The organism is Kitasatospora sp. MY 5-36, from assembly GCF_001182915.1.
In the GTDB taxonomy this organism is placed as follows: Bacteria; Actinomycetota; Actinomycetes; order Streptomycetales; family Streptomycetaceae; genus Kitasatospora.
Genome location: NZ_LFVW01000091.1, coordinates 1 through 16,949, shown reverse-complemented (window position 1 = coordinate 16,949; position 16,949 = coordinate 1). Strand labels below are relative to the sequence as shown.

The 16,949-nt window shown below is 74.2% G+C and carries 14 protein-coding genes; 7 read left to right on the top strand and 7 right to left on the bottom strand.

Annotation, left to right across the window (positions count from 1 at the left end):
* Window positions 1-7 precede the first annotated feature (7 nt).
* From AE652_RS07650 to AE652_RS07625, 6 genes are all read right to left on the bottom strand, one after another.
* On the bottom strand, window positions 8-979 hold the full coding sequence (locus AE652_RS07650; protein WP_049650420.1) for a helix-turn-helix transcriptional regulator: 972 nt from the start codon (window positions 977-979) through the stop codon (window positions 8-10).
* Complete coding sequence (locus AE652_RS07645) at window positions 972-1,937, bottom strand: hypothetical protein (RefSeq protein WP_049650419.1); 966 nt, start codon at window positions 1,935-1,937, stop codon at window positions 972-974. The genes AE652_RS07650 and AE652_RS07645 overlap by 8 nt, the downstream gene beginning before the upstream one ends.
* Window positions 1,934-2,911: a helix-turn-helix domain-containing protein gene (locus tag AE652_RS07640; RefSeq protein WP_049650418.1), complete on the bottom strand. Its 978-nt coding sequence runs from the start codon at window positions 2,909-2,911 to the stop codon at window positions 1,934-1,936. The genes AE652_RS07645 and AE652_RS07640 overlap by 4 nt, the downstream gene beginning before the upstream one ends.
* Entirely contained in the window at window positions 2,904-3,878 is a 975-nt protein-coding gene (locus AE652_RS07635; RefSeq protein WP_049650417.1) for a LuxR family transcriptional regulator, read from the bottom strand. Before AE652_RS07635 ends, AE652_RS07640 begins: the two co-directional genes overlap by 8 nt.
* Window positions 3,868-4,857, bottom strand: a complete 990-nt coding sequence (locus AE652_RS07630; RefSeq protein WP_049650416.1) for a LuxR C-terminal-related transcriptional regulator — start codon at window positions 4,855-4,857, stop codon at window positions 3,868-3,870. Before AE652_RS07630 ends, AE652_RS07635 begins: the two co-directional genes overlap by 11 nt.
* Before the next feature lie 701 nt (window positions 4,858-5,558).
* On the bottom strand, window positions 5,559-6,668 hold the full coding sequence (locus AE652_RS07625) for a TDT family transporter (RefSeq protein WP_049650415.1): 1,110 nt from the start codon (window positions 6,666-6,668) through the stop codon (window positions 5,559-5,561).
* 71 nt (window positions 6,669-6,739) lie between these two features.
* Here AE652_RS07625 and AE652_RS07620 point away from each other — a divergent pair, with 71 nt between their 5' ends.
* Together AE652_RS07620 and clpB are read left to right on the top strand one after the other, a co-directional pair.
* Window positions 6,740-7,681 carry a LysR family transcriptional regulator gene (locus AE652_RS07620; RefSeq protein WP_049650414.1) on the top strand — a complete coding sequence of 314 codons (942 nt, stop codon included), beginning with the start codon at window positions 6,740-6,742 and terminating at the stop codon, window positions 7,679-7,681.
* Between the two features lie 97 nt (window positions 7,682-7,778).
* Window positions 7,779-10,385 carry an ATP-dependent chaperone ClpB gene (gene clpB, locus AE652_RS07615; RefSeq protein WP_049650413.1) on the top strand — a complete coding sequence of 869 codons (2,607 nt, stop codon included), beginning with the start codon at window positions 7,779-7,781 and terminating at the stop codon, window positions 10,383-10,385.
* A 102-nt stretch (window positions 10,386-10,487) separates the two neighbouring features.
* Here clpB and AE652_RS07610 read toward each other — a convergent pair whose 3' ends face one another.
* The gene (locus tag AE652_RS07610) at window positions 10,488-10,769 is read right to left on the bottom strand and encodes a helix-turn-helix domain-containing protein (RefSeq protein WP_074001862.1); all 282 of its coding nucleotides are present in this window, start codon (window positions 10,767-10,769) and stop codon (window positions 10,488-10,490) included.
* 427 nt (window positions 10,770-11,196) lie between these two features.
* Between AE652_RS07610 and AE652_RS07605 the strand changes: the two genes are divergently transcribed.
* The 5 genes from AE652_RS07605 to AE652_RS07585 all read left to right on the top strand — a co-directional run.
* Window positions 11,197-11,754 carry a YbjN domain-containing protein gene (locus AE652_RS07605; protein ID WP_049650411.1) on the top strand — a complete coding sequence of 186 codons (558 nt, stop codon included), beginning with the start codon at window positions 11,197-11,199 and terminating at the stop codon, window positions 11,752-11,754.
* A gap of 129 nt (window positions 11,755-11,883) precedes the next feature.
* Entirely contained in the window at window positions 11,884-13,044 is a 1,161-nt protein-coding gene (locus AE652_RS07600; RefSeq protein ID WP_049650410.1) for a pyridoxal phosphate-dependent aminotransferase, read from the top strand.
* A 513-nt stretch (window positions 13,045-13,557) separates the two neighbouring features.
* A complete protein-coding gene (locus AE652_RS07595; RefSeq protein WP_049650409.1) occupies window positions 13,558-14,088 on the top strand; it encodes a DUF2617 family protein in 531 nt (176 codons plus the stop codon).
* A gap of 155 nt (window positions 14,089-14,243) precedes the next feature.
* A complete protein-coding gene (locus AE652_RS07590; RefSeq protein ID WP_234348276.1) occupies window positions 14,244-15,890 on the top strand; it encodes a polyamine aminopropyltransferase in 1,647 nt (548 codons plus the stop codon).
* 173 nt (window positions 15,891-16,063) lie between these two features.
* On the top strand, window positions 16,064-16,949 hold an 886-nt coding region (locus AE652_RS07585; protein ID WP_159028387.1), incomplete at its 3' end, for a CoxG family protein.

Here is a 16,949-nt window from a genome sequence, read left to right as displayed (position 1 = left end):
GCAGCGGCTACCCACCGGGCTCCCCCGCCCGGGCTCCCCGCATCTGCCAGCCCAACTGGAACAGCGTCTCCGCGTCGTACAGCTCACGCAGCCGGGCGATGTGACCGGCGACGGTGCGTTCGCTCAGCCCCAACCGGCTGGCGATCGCCCGCTGCGTGAGGCCGCGGGCGAGCAGCCGCGCGACCTGCTCGTGGGCGGCCGGCGCCACCGAACCGGCGGCCAGTGCGGCCCAGTCCACGACATCGGCCTGCTGCCAACGCTGCTCGAAGACGTCGACCACGTACGCGACCACCGCGGGATCCTCCACCACGGCGGCGACCTTGTTGTCAGGGGTCGCCGGGATCACGGCGACGGTGCGGTCGAAGATGAGCGTCCGGCTGAAGGAGGCGTCGAGGACGCGGATCCGCGAGCCGATCCTCGTGGACTCCGCCGCGAACTCGACCTGGTCCCCGTCCAGTCGGGCCTGCGGTTGGTAGATCGTACGCACCGAGCCACCGCGCTCGATGTAGCGGAGCGTATGGGCCAGACCGTCCCCCCGCTGCGCGGGCGGCTGGAACCTGCCCGGCTGGGCGGTCAGGCATTCGTGCGGATAGTCCTTGATGAGCCGGGCGACCAGGTGCCGGATCTCCACCATGCCCGCCACCCTCCGCACCCCGCCCGCCGGTTCCGTCCGACGTGGTGCCGCGTCGTAGGCCTGGGTGAGGTCCTCCAGCAGATCCGGAATGAGAGCGGCCTTGGCGAGCAGGCGGGAACTCTCCTCCCGCAGTTCGGTACCCAGGCGTTCGCCCACGGCCCGGGGGTTGATCGAGGTGTAGAAGCCGTCCGTGGCATGGAGGAGCAGGAGTCCCAGGTCGGCGAGTTGTCTGACCGTCGGCTCGTCCTCGGGACGGATGTCGGCGACGTGGAGGCGGCCGCCGTCCCGGAGGATCTCCCGGTAGAGCTCCCGGGCAGCGGCGTCCGGCAGGTCGGCGTCAGGCATCGTGGGCTCCCCGCATCTGCCAGCCCAGTTGGAACAGCGTCTCGGCGTCGTACTGATCCCGCAGCCGGGCGATGTGGGCCGCGACCGTCCGCTCGCCCAGGCCCAGGCGGGTGGCGATCGCCCGCTGGGTGAGGCCGCGGGCCAGCAGCCGGCCGACCTGCTCGGGCACAGACGGCTCGCTGGAACCGGATGCCAGGGAGGCCCAGTTGACGCCCTCGGCGTCCTGCCAGTGCAGTTCGAAGGTCCGCACCAGGAAGTCGACCACGGCCGGGTCGTCGATGACGGCCGCGCTGGTTACCCCCGGTGCGGCGGCGACCACCGCCACGGTGCGGTCGAAGATCAGCATCTTGGGGAACGAGAACGCCGCGACCCTGATGTGGCAGCCGATCCCGGTCAGCCGGGCAGCCAGTCGGACGGTAGAGGCGTCGAGACGGGCCGCGGACTGGTAGAGGGTGCGGATCGAACCACCTGTCTCCAGGAAGCGGCGGGCGTGGTTCACGGTGTCGTCGGCGGCGTCCACCGGCCGGGCGCCGCCGGGGTGGGCGCAGAGTGCCTCGTGGCGAAGCTCCTCGGAGAGTTGGGAGACCTGGTGCCGGATGTTCTCCATGCCCTCGACGACCCGGGTGCTCCCGGAGCGGTCGCGGCGGCGGGACGCCGCGTCATAGGCGACGGTGAGGTCGCCGAACACGTCCGGGAGTTCCTCGGCCCGCGTCAGCAGACGCGTGCCAGCCGCCCGCAGGTCGGCGCCGATCCGGGCCGTGACCGAGCGCGGGTCCACCGCGCTGAGCGAGCCGTCCAGGACGTACGGCTTCAGCAGCCCCAGGTCCATCAGGGTCTGGACGGTCTGCGCGTCCTCCTCCGCCACGTCCGCGATCCGGATCCGGCCGCCCTCGCGCAGGATGGCCAGGTAGAGGGCGCGGGCGGTGTCGTCGAGCAGGGCGAATCCGGTATCGGTCACAGCCGCTCCCCCCGCATCTGCCAGCCCAGCTGAAACAGCGTCTCGGCGTCGTACTGCTCCCGCAGCCGGGCGATGTGGCCGGCCACGGTCCGTTCGCCCAGGCCCAGGCGGGTGGCGATCGCGCGCTGGGTGAGGCCCTGGGCGAGCAGTCGGGCGATCTGCTGATGGCTGGGCGAGTCGGCGGAACCGGCGGCCAGGGCAGCCCAGTTGACTCCCTCAGCGCGCTGCCAGAGCTGCTCGAAGGTGTCCACCACGAAGGACACCATCGCCGGGTCGTCGACCACGGCGGCGCTGGTGTGATCGGGAGCGGCCGGGATGACGGCCACGGTGCGGTCGAAGACCAGGAAGCGTGTGAACGGGACGTCGAGGATCCGGGTGGTGCAGCCGAGCAGGGCGACCTCGGCGGCGAAGCGGACGGTCGGCGGGTCCAGTCTGGCCGAGGCCTCGTAGAGCGAGCGCACGGTGCCACCGCGCTCGTGGACGCGGCGGGCGCGGTCGAGGGAGTCGGGTAGCAGTTCGGCGGGACGAGGGCCGCCGGGCTGGGCGGTCATCGTCTCGTCGGGGAACTCCTGGGCCAGCAGTTCCAGTTCGTGCCGGATGTCCTCCTTCGCCGTGAGGTAGCGGACCCCGGCCGTGCCGCTCCGCCGTTTCGGGGTCGCGTCGTAGGCGCGGGTCAGTTCGCCCATCAGCTCGGGCAGTTGCTCGGCCTCCACGAGCAGGCGGGCGCTCTGTCGGCGGATCTCGGTGCCGATCCGCTCCGTGGCCGCCCGCGGGTCGACCGCGCTGTACGCCGCGTCCTGCAACTGCGGCACCAGCAGCCCGAGTTCCACCAGCCGTCGGAGCGCAGGACCGTCCTCCGCGCCGACCTCGGCCGACCGGACCCGGCCGCCCTCGCGCAGGACGGCGAGGTAGAGGGCGCGGGCGGCGGCGTCCGGGAGGGCGGCGGAGAGCGGGGTGGCGGGGGTGTCAGTCATGGTGTTCTCCGCGGAGCTGCCAGCCGAGGTGGAAGAGGCTGTGGGCGCCGTAGCGGTCGCGCAGCCGGGAGATGTGGGCGGCGACGGTGCGTTCGCTCACGCCGAGCCGGGTGGCGACGGCCCGTTGGGTGAGGCCGCGGGCGAGCAGTCGGCCGATCCGGACGGTGGTGACGGACGGCGGGTCGAGGTGGCGGTCGGCGGGGGTGGCGCGGGCCCAGTCGCGTTCGAACTGGGCGACCAGGTAGGCGACGGTGGTGGGGTCGGTGAGGAAGGCGGCCCGGTTGCGGTCCTCGTCGGCGGGGATGACGGCCACCGCGCGGTCGAAGACCAGTACCCGCTCGTACGGTTCGGCGAGGACGCGGACCTGGGCGCCGTGCCCGGTGCGCAGCGCGACCTGGCTCCGTGCGGCGGGGTCGGCGAGGGTGACCGGCTGGTAGACGGTGCGCAGTGAGCAGCCGCGGCGGAGCAGCGAGAGGTCCTGGGCGAGGGCCATCCGGAGGGCTTCGAGGGGACGCGGTCCGGGCTGGGCGGCGAGGACCTCCTCCCGGCATTCCGAGACGAGTTCGCCGACCCGCCGGCGGACTTCGGCGGCGTCGTCGACGGTGCCGGCCGCGGGATCGCCGGTACCGGGATCGCCTGCACCGGGGTGGACAGCCGGGAGGTCGACGCCCGGGTGGCGGGCGGCGTCGTAGGCGCGGGCCAGTGGCCCGAGGGTGCCCGGGAGCCGCTCGGCGTGCCGTAGCAGGCGGAGGGCGCGGGTGCGCAGTTCGAGGCCGATCCGGTCGCCGAGGGCGCGCGGGCTGGCGGCGGTCCAGCCGGTGGCGGTGGGGGTGAGCAGGCCGCGGGCGACGAGGGCGGCCAGGGTGGGGCGGTCGGCGGGGGCGAGGTCCTCGGGGCGCAGTCGGCCGCCGCCCCGGACGGCGGTGAGGTAGAGCGCCCGCTCGGCCGGGCTCGGCTCATCGGTCATCGCGGGAGCCTCGCATCAGCCAGCCGAGTTGGAAGAGGGTCTGGGCGCCGTAGCGGTCGCGCAGCCGGGAGATGTGGGCGGCGACGGTGCGTTCGCTCAGGCCCAGCCGGGTGGCGACGGCGCGCTGGGTGAGGCCGCGGGCGAGCAGCCGGCCGACCCGGTCGGGGATGGTGCGGGCGGGTGTCTGGCCGGGGGCGGCGGCGCCGGCGGTGTCGGCGCGGGCCCAGTCGCGTTCGAAGGTGCCGACCAGGTAGGTGATGGTGGCCGGGTCGGTGATGAAGGCGGCGGTGCTGTTGTCGTCGTTGGCGGAGATCACGGCGACGGTCCGGTCGAAGACGATCAGCCGCTGGAAGGGCTCGTCGAGCACCCGGATGAGCGAGCCGTGCCGGGTGACCTCCTCGGCGTAGGCGAGGGCGGGCGGGTCGGCGAGGGCGACCGGCTGGTAGATGGTGCGCAGCGAGCAGCCGCGCCGGAGCAGTTGGACGTCCTGGAGGAGGGCGACCTGGAGGGTGTCGGCGGGCCGGTGGCCGGGTTGCGCGGTGAGGACCTCGGAGCGGCAGTCGGAGACCAGTTGGGAGATCCGCTGGCGGATGTGGACGTGCCCCTCGACGTGGACGGCGCCGCCGGCCCGGTCGGTCGGCCGGGGCATCGCGTCGTAGGCCCGGGTGAGGCCGTCGAGGGCGCCCGGGAGGTTCTCCGCGCGGACCAGCAGCCGGGTGGCCTCGCTGCGCAGTTCGGCGCCGAGGCGGTCGCTGACCGAGCGCGGGCTGACGGCGGTGTAGCAGCGGTCCATCCGGTTGACCATCAACAGGCCGATGTCGATGAGCTGTTGGAGCGCGCCCCGGTCGGCGTCCGCGACCTCGCCGGTGGGGACGCGGCCGCCCTCGGCGATGATGGCCAGGTAGAGCTGCCGGGCGGCCTCGTCGGGCTCCTCGCCCACCGGTCCCTGCTGCGGTGTGACCGCCGGTTCCGCCGTCACGTCGCACTCTCCCTGCCGGACGCCTCTCCCCTGGTGCTGCCCCTGTTCCTCGCCGCGCGGGCCGCGGCACCGGTGGGCCGGGCGGGCTCACGGTGCCGGTGGGCGGTACGGCGTGATCATGGATCAGGCGGTCACGGTACCGGGTGGGACGGCGGACCCCCGGGCCCGGGTGCCGTCGCACGCCGGGTCGTCCGGGGGCCGCCATCGGTACGCCAATGCCAAGGCGCTCCCGTCGAGGCGGAGCAGCAACGCCTCGACGGGTCCGGCCGGGAGGCCATCACCACACATGGTCCCGGCCGGCGCCCTTCCCCCCCGTTCCACCGGTGCGGGTTGTCGCACCTGCGGTCAGTTTCGAAGAGCGAGTCGCCACCATCAGGCTGCGGTTGCCTGGACGACTTGGCGTGCCTCCACCCTCACAGCGTGACGGCCGGTGAACAAGTGCCGCCCGAGTGCATGTTCGCGCAATTGCAGCTATCTGCATCCGGGGGCGGCCGCGGGCGGTTCGGGCGGTGGGGCGGATTCCGGTGGGAACCCGGGCCTGGAAGGGGAGTCGGCGCCGACCGGCACTTCCGCCGGGCGGCCGTGCGCGGTCGTCCCGGCCGTGCACGTTCCTGCATCGGCGGCGTGCTCCTGAGCCGTACCGTCCGCGCGCGGGGACGGGCCCCGCACCACGCGGACGGCCGCCCCGGGCGACGGGCTTCTCAGCGGGCCAGCAGCCGCCCCCGCGCGAGCCCGGCCGCGGTGCCGCCCGCGGCGAGCACCCAGGCGGACGCGAGCAGCAGGTAGAGGCCGACGGCCAGCGCGCTGAAGCCCGCGAAGCCGGTGTGCCGGGCGAGCGCGGAGGCGCCGGTGACGCAGGTGCCGACCGGGAAGGTGTACGCCCACCAGGTCATCGCGAACGGCATCCCGGCCCGCCGGGCCCGCAGGTTGGCGGCGAGCGCGACGGCCAGCCAGAGCATCGCGACGCCGATCACCGCCACGCCGTACAGCTCGGCGAGGTCGGTCATGGCGGGGGCCAGCGCGGGCAGTACCGGGCGGGCGGCGTCGGCGAGCTGGTGGACCGCGGTGACGGACTGGCCGAGCGGGCCGAGCACCAGGAACAGCGTGGGGGTGAGCGCCAGGGCGGGCAGCCTGCTGTGGAACAGCCCGGTGAACACCACCGGCAGCAGCACCAGGGTGGCCAGCAGGCCGACGCCGAACAGCGCCCAGCAGCCGTACAGCATGGCCTGCTGGGCCGTTCCGGCCGGCAGGTGCGGGACGAGCGCCGGGCCGCAGGCGGAGGCGACCAGCGGGGCGACCACCGGCAGCAGCCAGGTCGGGTTGGCCTCCAGGGCGGAGACCCGGTGCCGGGTGATCATCAGGTACGGGATGCCGCCGGCCACGGCCAGCGCGTACACGGTGCCGAGGCTCCACAGCACCGCGTCCAGGGCGACCGCCGGGCCGGTGCCGATGACCCGGGAGCCGAGCAGCATGGTGCCCAGTCCGACCGAGAGCAGCGCCATCGGCGGACAGCCGTAGAAGACCGCGGTCGCCGGGTTGTCCAGCAGCTGGGCGCGGGCCGCCTCGCGGTGCCGGGTGAGGTGGACCAGCCGGGCCCCGGCCAGCACCAGCAGGGCGGCCAGCGCGAGCGCCCACAGCACCTCGCCGAAGCCGGTCAGCCCGGGCGGCCGCACCGGCAGGACGGCGGCGCCGTTCGCCAGGATCGCGGTGCCCATCACGGCGGCGTACCAGTTGGGGCCGAGCTGGGCGAGGTCGGGCCGGCGGCGGGCGGCGGGGCGGGCGAGGGGGCGGATACCGGCCAGAGTGGACATGCTCCCACCGTCGCCCGGAGGGCCCGGCGGCCGGTAGCGCCGGGGCTTCTATGGGGGCATAGCCTGGATCTATGCCCCTCTCCTCGCACGTCCCCGAACTCGGCGCCTTGGAACTGCTGCTCGCGGTGGCCCGGCTGGGCAGCGTCGGACGGGCGGCGGCCGAGCTGGGCGTCAGCCAGCCGACCGCCAGCGCCCGGATCAAGGGCATGGAGCGGCAGATCGGCGTCGCGCTGCTGGACCGCTCGCCCCGGGGCAGCCGGCCGACCGAGGCGGGCCGGCTGGTGGTCGAGTGGGCCCGGCAGGTGGTGGAGGCGGCGCAGGCGCTGGACGCCGGGATCGACGCGCTGCGCGAGCGGCGGGACGCCAAGCTGCGGGTGGTGGCCAGCCTGACCGTCGCCGAGTACCTGATGCCCGGCTGGCTGCTGGGCCTGTCCGAGGCCAGCCCGGGCACCGCGGTGACGCTGCGGACGGCGAACTCGGCGGAGGTCGCCGGGCACGTCCTGGCCGGGGACGCCGACCTCGGCTTCGTCGAGGGCCCGTCCACCCCGCCCGGGCTGGCCGGCGCGGTGGTGGCGGCGGACCGGCTGGTGGTCGTGGTGGCGCCCGGCCACCCGTGGGCGCGCCGCCGCGCTCCGCTGACCGGGACCGAGCTGGCGGCCGTCCCGCTGGTGCTGCGCGAGCCCGGCTCGGGCACCCGGGAGGTGCTGGAGGCGGCCCTGAAGCCGTACGGGGGCGCGGCGCGGCCCCGGATGGAGCTGGCCTCGTCGACCGCGCTGAAGGCGGCGGCGATGACCGGGGCGGGGCCGGTCTGCCTGAGCGAGCTGGCCGTGGTGGAGGAGCTGGCCACCCGGCGGCTGGTCGAGGTGCCGCTGGTGGAGGAGCTGGACCTGCGGCGGCCGCTGCGCGCGGTCTGGCCGGCCGGGCAGCGGCCGAGCGGGCCGGCCCGGGAGCTGCTGGGGCTGACCCGGCGGCCCGTCGGGCGTCCGGCGGCACGTCGGCTTCCCCCGGCCTGAAGAAGCCCTGTCCGGGAAAGGTTGAGCGGAATAGACTCAACTTAGTGCATGCTGTACGTAGCAGTAGTGAAGGACGACCAGGGAGGACCCCCCAGCAGTGGACGCCAGCAAGTTCACCACCAAGACGCAGGACGCCCTGTCCGCCGCGATCCGGCAGGCGGGCACGGCCGGCAACCCGGACGTCAGGCCGGTGCACATCCTGATCGCCCTGCTGGAGCAGCCCGAGGGCATCGCCCGGCCCCTGCTGGAGGCGGTCGGCGCCGACGTCGCCCGGGTCGACGCCGAGGCCCGCCGCCAGGCGGCCGCGCTGCCCAGCGCGATGGGCTCGACGGTCTCCGCGCCGCAGCTCGCCCGGGACACCATCGCGGTGCTCACCGAGGCCGGCAAGCGCGCGAGCGACCTCGACGACCAGTACGTCTCCACCGAGCACCTGATGGTCGGCCTGGCCGCCGAGGGCGGCCAGGTGGCCGAGCTGCTGGTGCAGCAGGGCGCCACGCCGAAGGCGCTGCTCGCCGCGTTCAAGGACGTCCGGGGCAGCGGCCGGGTCACCTCGCCGGACCCGGAGGGCACCTACAAGGCGCTGGAGAAGTACGGCACCGACCTCACCCAGGCCGCCCGGGACGGCAAGCTCGACCCGGTGATCGGCCGCGACCACGAGATCCGCCGGGTGGTCCAGGTGCTCTCCCGCCGGACCAAGAACAACCCGGTGCTGATCGGCGAGCCCGGCGTCGGCAAGACCGCCGTGGTCGAGGGCCTGGCCCAGCGCATCGTGGCCGGCGACGTGCCGGAGTCGCTGCGCGGCAAGCGGCTGGTCTCGCTGGACCTCAGCGCGATGGTCGCGGGCGCCAAGTTCCGCGGCGAGTTCGAGGAGCGGCTGAAGGCCGTCCTGAACGACATCAAGGCCTCCGACGGCCAGGTCGTCACCTTCATCGACGAGCTGCACACCATGGTCGGCGCGGGCGCCGGCGGGGACTCCGCGATGGACGCGGGCAACATGCTCAAGCCGATGCTGGCCCGCGGCGAGCTGCGGATGGTCGGCGCCACCACGCTGGACGAGTACCGCGAGCGGATCGAGAAGGACCCGGCCCTGGAGCGCCGCTTCCAGCAGGTGCTGGTCGGCGAGCCCAGCGTGGAGGACTCGATCGCCATCCTGCGCGGCCTCAAGGGCCGGTACGAGGCGCACCACAAGGTGCAGATCTCGGACGCCGCCCTGGTCGCCGCGGCCACCCTGTCCAACCGCTACATCACCTCCCGTTTCCTGCCCGACAAGGCGATCGACCTGGTCGACGAGGCGGCCTCCCGGCTGCGGATGGAGATCGACTCCTCCCCGGTCGAGATCGACGAACTCCAGCGCTCGGTCGACCGGTTGCGGATGGAGGAGCTGGCCCTGGAGAAGGAGTCGGACCCCGCCTCGGTCGACCGGCTGGCCCGGCTGCGGCGCGACCTCGCCGACCGGAACGAGCAGTTGAGCGTGCTCACGGCGCGCTGGGAGCAGGAGAAGAAGAGCCTCAACCGGGTCGGCGAGCTCAAGGGGCGGCTGGACGACCTGCACGGCGCGCTCGAACGCGCCCAGCGCGACGGGGACTTCGAGCGGGCGTCCAAGCTGATGTACGCCGAGATCCCGGCCGCCGAGAAGGAGCTCACCGACGCCCAGGAGCGGGCCGCCGACCAGGACGCCTCCGCCTCGATGGTCAAGGAGGAGGTCGGCCCGGACGACGTGGCCGACGTGGTCGCCTCCTGGACGGGCATCCCGGCCGGCCGGCTGCTGGAGGGCGAGAGCGCCAAACTCCTGCGTATGGAGGAGGAGTTGGGCCGCCGCCTGATCGGCCAGAAGGAGGCCGTGCAGGCCGTCTCGGACGCGGTGCGGCGCACCCGCTCCGGCATCGCCGACCCGGACCGCCCGACCGGCTCCTTCCTCTTCCTCGGCCCGACCGGCGTCGGCAAGACCGAACTCGCCAAGGCCCTGGCCGACTTCCTGTTCGACGACGCCCGGGCCATGGTCCGGATCGACATGAGCGAGTACGGCGAGAAGCACTCGGTCTCCCGCCTGGTCGGTGCCCCGCCCGGGTACGTCGGCTACGAGGAGGGCGGCCAGCTCACCGAGGCGGTCCGCCGCCGCCCGTACAGCGTGGTGCTGCTGGACGAGGTGGAGAAGGCCCACCCGGAGGTCTTCGACGTCCTGCTCCAGGTGCTGGACGACGGGCGGCTCACCGACGGCCAGGGCCGCACGGTGGACTTCCGCAACGCCATCCTGATCCTCACCTCCAACCTGGGCTCGCAGTACCTCGTCGACCCGGCCACCCCGGAGGCCGAGAAGCGGGAGCTGGTGCTGGGCACCGTCCGGTCCGCGTTCAAGCCGGAGTTCCTCAACCGGCTGGACGACATCGTGGTCTTCGAGCCGCTGGGCACCGGCGAGCTGAGCCGGATCGTCGACCTCCAGGTGGCCCTCCTGGGCGAGCGGCTGCGGGAGCGGCGGCTCACCCTGGACGTCTCCGAGGCCGCCCGCGACTGGCTGGCGCTCACCGGCTACGACCCGGCGTACGGCGCCCGCCCGCTGCGCCGGCTGGTGCAGTCCGCGATCGGCGACCAGCTGGCCCGGGCGATCCTGTCCGGCGCGGTGCACGACGGGGACACCGTCGTGGTCGAGCGGGACGAGGAGGGCGACCGCCTCACCGTCCGCGGCCGGGGGCCGCTGGAGAAGTAGCACCGCCGGGCGTCCGGCGCACGGGCCGTTCCCTCCGCTCCGGCGGCGGGGGACGGCCCGTTCCGCGTCCCCGGCCCGTCTCGCGCCCCGGGCCGGACGCCGTCACTCCGCCGCCTGCCGCAGCAGCCGCCGCGTCCGGTCCCGCCGGCTGCGCGCCAGCCGGTGCAGTTCGGCCACCTGGGCGTCCGGCAGGTTCCAGGTCTGGGTCAGCAGCCGCAGCGTGGACACCCGCGGGCAGGACACCTCCCGTTCCAGGTCCCGGATCGACCGCACGCTCAGCCCGGTCGCCTCGCCCAGCTGCTCCTGCGTCATCCCCCGGTCCAGCCGGATGCTCCGCAGCAGCGCCCCGAGCGATGCGCCGTCCCCCGTCGCCGCTCCACCCACTCCTGTTCCCCCCTCAATTCCGGACAGTCCGCCTCAGGACAGCTCAACTCACCCGGCTGGGCCGGGATTTGACCGAAACGATTTCCGTCGCACGCTAACCGCATCCGGCCCGCGCGGCAGCCGAACCGGCGCGCCGGGCGCGTGACGTGGCTCACGCGCGCCCTCCGGACGGCCTCCAGCCCGCCCCGGACACCCTCCGTGACCGCCGCCCGCTCCACCCCCGCCGGAACCGCCGGGGAACACCCGGGGGAAGCCCGGGAAGAACCCGGGAAGGACACCCGGAACGACACCGCGAAGAACGCCGGACGAAGATCGACTCGCCCCTCGGCTGCCCCTGTGAGCGGAGCCCCGAATGAGGCAGGATGGGAGGTGGAAAGGGCGGCCTCTCATTGCCGGCCACCACGTGCACTGAGGAATGAGGACCCCCATGAGCATCGACCCGTCGTCCATCCCGTCCTTCGGCGTCCCCCAGGGCGGCCAGCCCGGCGGCCAGGGCGGGCGGCCGGCCGGCCCGCCGCCGATCATCGTCCCGGACCAGGGCCTGGTCACCCAGCTGCTGGACCAGATGCAGCTCAAGCACGTCGTGGACGAGGAGGGCGACCTCACCGCCCCCTGGGAGGGCTTCCGCGTCTACTACATGTTCCGCGGCGAGCAGAAGGAGCTCTTCGCGGTGCGCGCCTTCTACGACCGCGCGTACCCGCTGGAGAAGAAGGGCGAGATCCTCGACCTGATCGACGAGTGGAACCGCGAGACCCTCTGGCCCAAGGTCTACACCCACACCCACGAGGACGGCGTGGTCCGCCTGATCGGCGAGGCCCAGATGATCGTCGGCGCCGGCGTCAACCTGGACTACTTCGTCACCACCACCGCCAACTGGACCCAGGCCGCGGTCGGCTTCGAGCAGTGGATCGTCGAGCGCCTCGGCCTCCAGAACGAGATCGAGGGCGAGGACGGCGAGGGCGCCGAGGGCACCGACGAGGCCTGATCCCGCCCCGGCACCCCCCGCACCGCCCGTTCGGCCCGCCACCCGCCCCCGCGGCGGTGGCGGGCCGTTCTTGTCCCCGGCTCCCGGCTGACCCAGGATGGCCTGACAACGAGCCGTGAGGAGCCACCGATGGGTACCAGGCCACTGCTGAACCGCCGACTGGCCGGGATGGGCACGACGGTCTTCGCCGAGATGTCCGCCCTGGCCACGGCCACCGGTTCGATCAACCTCGGCCAGGGCTTCCCGGACACCGACGGGCCCGAGGAGGTCCGCGAGGCGGCCGTACGGGCCCTGCGCGAGGGCCGCGGCAACCAGTACCCGCCCGGCCCCGGCGTCCCCGAGCTGCGCACCGCGATCGCCGAGCACCAGCAGCGGTTCCACGGCCTCGCGTACGACCCGGACAGCGAGGTGCTGGTCACCGCCGGCGCCACCGAGGCCATCGCCGCCACCCTGCTGGCCCTCCTGGAGCCGGGCGACGAGGTGATCGCCTTCGAGCCGTTCTACGACTCGTACGCCGCCTGCATCGCGATGGCCGGCGCCACCCGGGTGCCGCTCACCCTGCGGGCCCCGTCCTTCCGCCCCGACCTGGACGAGCTGCGCTCGCTGATCACCCCGCGCACCCGGCTGCTGCTGATCAACACCCCGCACAACCCGACCGGCACCGTCCTCACCGCCGAGGAGCTCGCCGCCATCGCCGAACTCGCCGTCGAGCACGACCTGCTGGTCGCCACCGACGAGGTCTACGAGCACCTGGTGTTCGGCGCCGCCCACCACCCGATCGCCGCCCTGCCCGGCATGCGCGGACGCACCGTCAGCATCTCCTCGGCCGGCAAGACCTTCTCCTTCACCGGCTGGAAGGTCGGCTGGGTCACCGCGAGCCCGGACCTGGTGGCGGCCGTGCGCACCGCGAAGCAGTACCTCACCTACGTCAGCGCGGGCCCCTTCCAGTACGCCGTCGCCGAGGCCCTGCGGCTGCCGGACACGTACTTCGACACCCTCCGCGCCGACCTGCTGCGCAAGCGCGACCTGCTGGTCGACGGCCTCACCGCGGCCGGCTTCCGGGCCTTCACCCCCGAGGGCACGTACTTCGTCACCACCGACATCACCCCGCTCGGCGAGAAGGACGGCATCGAGTTCTGCCGTGCCCTGCCCGGCCGTTGCGGCGTCGTCGCCATCCCGAACGCGGTGTTCTACGACGACGTGGAGGCCGGCCGTAGCCTGGTCCGCTTCACTTTCTGCAAAAAGGACGAGGTCCTTCAGGAGGCCGTCGCCCGCCTGCGGCGCCTGTGAGGGGCCGCACGCCCCCTTTCACGCCCTTCTCCGCACCCTTCGAACAGGACTGCCCGCAGCCCGACACCAGTTCTGATGGATCATCAACTTCCTTGATCGGCTTGCTTGTTTGCCGCCACTGAGGCACGCTGGCCGACCTTCCGGGCACTCTCCCGCCGCCCTCCACGCCCCGCGCCTGGAGGGCGGCGGTGCGTGATGCGCCCGAACAGCGCACACCCGGCGCGCACGGCGCGCAATCCGGTGATAGGGGCGCGCGCTGTGCAGACTCGTACACGGGCTCGATCAGAGCCGGGAAGCAGGTGTGCTCGAAACGGTGAATGCTTGACAAAGTTGGGTAAATCACCGGCGGGCCCGACGTATTCGTGCTTCTCTGCTGCTGAATCTCCAGCCGGAATCCTTCCTTCCACGGTCGGCCGCGCCCAGGGCCGCACAGCCACGAACAGCCTCGCCATCGCCTAGGCCTACTCGGTGCTGCTCGGCGGGCGCGCACGGAGCTGAAACGCGGAGCCGAGCATGCTCACCACACTGCAGACCTCCTACACGGACACCCGCGCCGGTGACCTCGCCTGGTGCCTCGGCGGCGACCCGCTGCCCGCTCTCGCCGTCCGCGACCTGAGACTCGACGGAGGCGGCCGCCCGGGCGCGTCCGGCACCCTCCAGCTGCGCCTGCTGGGCGCCTCCCACCAGGTGGTGATCGACGCGGGCCCCGGCCGATGTCTGGAGACCGTCGCCTGCCTGCCCGGCCGCCGCACCCCGCTGCCGGCCCGGGTGGCCAAGCAGATCGGCGGCTGGGAGTACGAGTTCGCCGCCCGCATCGAGGCGCTGCCGCCGCACGACTTCGCGGCCCGCGCCCAGGAGCTGCTGGCCCTGGTCGAGGGGCACCCCCGGGGCCTCGCCGGGGTCTTCCCGGGCGACCCGAGCGCCTTCACCGCGCTGGTCACCCAGGGCGGCCCGGACCGGCTGCTGTGGCGCACCTGGCACGCCTACCCGCAGGAGGGGCAGCTGGTGTGCACCCGCTCCTCGCTGGTGGTGTCCGGGGCATGACCGCCCCCAAGTCCGGAGCGGAACACCGGTCCGGCCGTAGGCCGCCCAACCCGGGCCTACGAATCGTACGCAGGAACGATTCGTCAATTCGACGTCGCTCACTGTCCGTCGGATGGGCGCAGCCATCCGTCCCGCACGTCCCCTAGCGTTTGTTCGTGATCAACCATCCGGCCGGTCCGCCCGCACGCCCGCGAGTGGACCTCGACGACGGCACCCCACCCCGGCCCGGGCGAGCCCACGCCCCACTCCTGCCCGCCCGCCGTCGGCCCCGGCTGCGCTCCCGACCACGGTTCGCCCGCCTGACCGTCCTGCTGGCCGCGTTCGTCTGCGCGGCCTGCGGACTCGTCTACGAGCTCGAACTCGTGGCGCTCGGCGACTACCTGCTCGGGGACACGGTCACCCAAACCTCCGTCGTGCTCTCCGTCATGGTCTTCGCGATGGGCCTCGGCTCCCTCCTCGCCAAACGGCTCACCAGCCGGCCCGCCACCGCCTTCGCCCTGGTCGAGTGCGCGCTCGCGCTCACCGGCGGACTCTCCGTCCTCGCCCTCTACTCCTGCTGGGCCTGGATCGGCCGCTACCAGGCCGCCATGGTCGGCCTCACCTGCCTGATCGGCATCCTCATCGGCGCCGAGATCCCCCTGCTGATGACCCTCATCCAACGGATCCGGCGCGAGGACGCCGGACGGGCCGTCGCCGACCTGTTCGCCGCCGACTACGTGGGCGCCCTGATCGGCGGCCTCGCCTTCCCGTTCCTGATCCTGCCCGGCCTCGGGCCCGGCGACGGAGCACTGCTCACCGGCGCCGTCAACGCCGTCGCCGGGGCCGCCGTGGTGCTCTGGCTGTTCCGCGAGGAACCCGCCCCCCGGATACGACGGCTGCTCTGGGGCGGCTGCCTGCTGGTGCTCGCCGTGCTCGCGGCGGCCGCGGCCGGCTCCGACGCCGTCGAACGCGCCGCCCGGCACGCCCTCTACGGCGACCAGGTCCGCTACGCGACCCGCAGCCGGTACCAGGAGATCGTGCTCACCGGCCCCGCCGAAGGCCCGCTCCGGCTCTACCTCGACGGCCGGCTCGCGGTCTGCGGACCCGACGAGTACCGGGGCAGCGAGGGCCTCGTCCACCCCGCCATGGCGGCCGGCCCGGACGCCCGGGTCCTGCTGCTCGGCGGCGGCGACGGACTCGCCCTGCGGGAAGTGCTGCGGCACCGGGGCGTCCGCACCGTCCGGCTGGTCGACGCCGACCCCGCCCTCCCCCGGCTCGCCCGCACCGACCCCGGGCTCGCCGCCCTCGGCGGCCGCTCCCTGGACGACCCCCGGGTCCGCACCACCGCCGCCGACCCGATGGCCTGGCTGCGCGGCGCGGGCGCCCCCGGCGGGGACGGACCGTACGACGTGGTGCTCGCCGACCTCCCGGCACCGGCCGACGGCGGACCGGTCAAGTTCCACTCCCAGGAGTTCTACGGCCTCGCCACCCGGCTGCTCTCCCCCGGCGGCCGGATCGCCGTCCGCGCCGGGAGCGACCTGGACGGCCTCTGGCAGATCGAGTCCGGCCTGCGGACGACGGGCCTGCAGACCGCCCCGTACGCCGTCCCGGGCAGCGCCACCGCCGCCTGCCGCCCCGGCCCGCCCGACGGCGCCCAGAACTTCCTCCTCGCCGCCGCCACCCGGCCCCCGCTCACCCTCGCCCCCGACGCCCCGGCCCCCCGCGCCCTCACCCCCGACACCCTCCACGCCACCACCACCCGCCTCACCGCCCTCCGCCCCGCCCACCCCCCGGCCGCCCTCACCCTCCTCGGCCCCCGCTGAGGTCGCCGCTGAGGTCCCCGCTGAGCCGCGGCCTCAGCGGAGGCCTGGTGGGCGGGGCGGCCCCGGGCCCGGGGTGGCGAGATGGTGCGACGGCCAAGGGAACGGGTGGGGCGGGGAAAATCTGGTGGTGGTGGGTAGGGACCGGGCGGGGACCAGTCGGTAGGCTCCGTGGCATGGAGCATGAGGTTGTCGTCCCGATGTCCGCCGAGCTGGTGCGGCAGGCCTTGCAGGATCCGGCGCTGCTGGCGCGGAGCGTGCCGGGGCTGAGCACCGAGCCGGCCGCGGTCGGGTCCGGTGCGGCCGAGGAGATCGGCGGCCGGCTGAAGCTGCGGATCGGCGGCTCCACGATCACGTACAAGGGCGTGCTGTCGCTGATCGAGGGCCGGGAGGGCGTGCTGACCGTGCTCGCCGAGGGCGAGGAGGCCCGGGGCAGCGGTGAGGCGACCGCCACCGTCCGGGTCAGCGTCGTGGACGGCGCCGAGGAAGGCACCGCGGCGATCCGCTTCACCGGCGACCTGAGCGCCACCGGCCGGCTGACCGAGTTCGACGAGGAGACCCTCGACGCCACCGGCCGCCGTCTGCTGGACACGTTCGCCGCCGCGCTGGTCGCCCCGGAGGGCGAGCAGCCGCAGGACCAGGAGGGCTCGGAGGACCTGGAGGAGCAGGAGGACCAGGCCGCGGAGACCTCGACCGGCGCGGGTGTGGTCTTCATCGAGGAGCGCCAGGACCAGCCCGGCGACGACCTGGACGACGACCTCTCCGACCTGATCGCCTTCTCCGACGCCGACGCCGAGCGCTTCGGTCTGCCCACCGGCTCCGCCGACGACGACGAGGACGACGTCGATGGCGAGGGCGAGGACGCGGACGGCTCCGCCGAGCAGGACGGCGTCGCCGAGGAGCTGCCCGCCGAGCCGCTCTTCGCGTACGAGGACGAGCCGGTGCTCTCCGGCCCGGTGCGCCGCAGCATCGTCGGCCGGTCCGCCGAGGAGGTGGACCACGCCCCGCCGCGCGGCCCGTACGCCCCGGCGCTGCCCGCCCGCAGCGCGCGGGCCCGGGCGG

What these genes read in the sequence shown, in the direction of transcription:
- AE652_RS07650 (WP_049650420.1), bottom strand. Translation starts at nt 979, where the DNA reads ATGCCTGACGCCGACCTGCCGGACGCCGCTGCCCGGGAGCTCTACCGG.
- AE652_RS07640 (WP_049650418.1), bottom strand. Translation starts at nt 2,911, where the DNA reads ATGACTGACACCCCCGCCACCCCGCTCTCCGCCGCCCTCCCGGACGCC.
- AE652_RS07635 (WP_049650417.1), bottom strand. Translation starts at nt 3,878, where the DNA reads ATGACCGATGAGCCGAGCCCGGCCGAGCGGGCGCTCTACCTCACCGCC.
- AE652_RS07625 (WP_049650415.1), bottom strand. Translation starts at nt 6,668, where the DNA reads ATGTCCACTCTGGCCGGTATCCGCCCCCTCGCCCGCCCCGCCGCCCGC.
- AE652_RS07620 (WP_049650414.1), top strand. Translation starts at nt 6,740, where the DNA reads ATGCCCCTCTCCTCGCACGTCCCCGAACTCGGCGCCTTGGAACTGCTG.
- AE652_RS07605 (WP_049650411.1), top strand. Translation starts at nt 11,197, where the DNA reads ATGAGCATCGACCCGTCGTCCATCCCGTCCTTCGGCGTCCCCCAGGGC.
- AE652_RS07600 (WP_049650410.1), top strand. Translation starts at nt 11,884, where the DNA reads ATGGGTACCAGGCCACTGCTGAACCGCCGACTGGCCGGGATGGGCACG.
- AE652_RS07595 (WP_049650409.1), top strand. Translation starts at nt 13,558, where the DNA reads ATGCTCACCACACTGCAGACCTCCTACACGGACACCCGCGCCGGTGAC.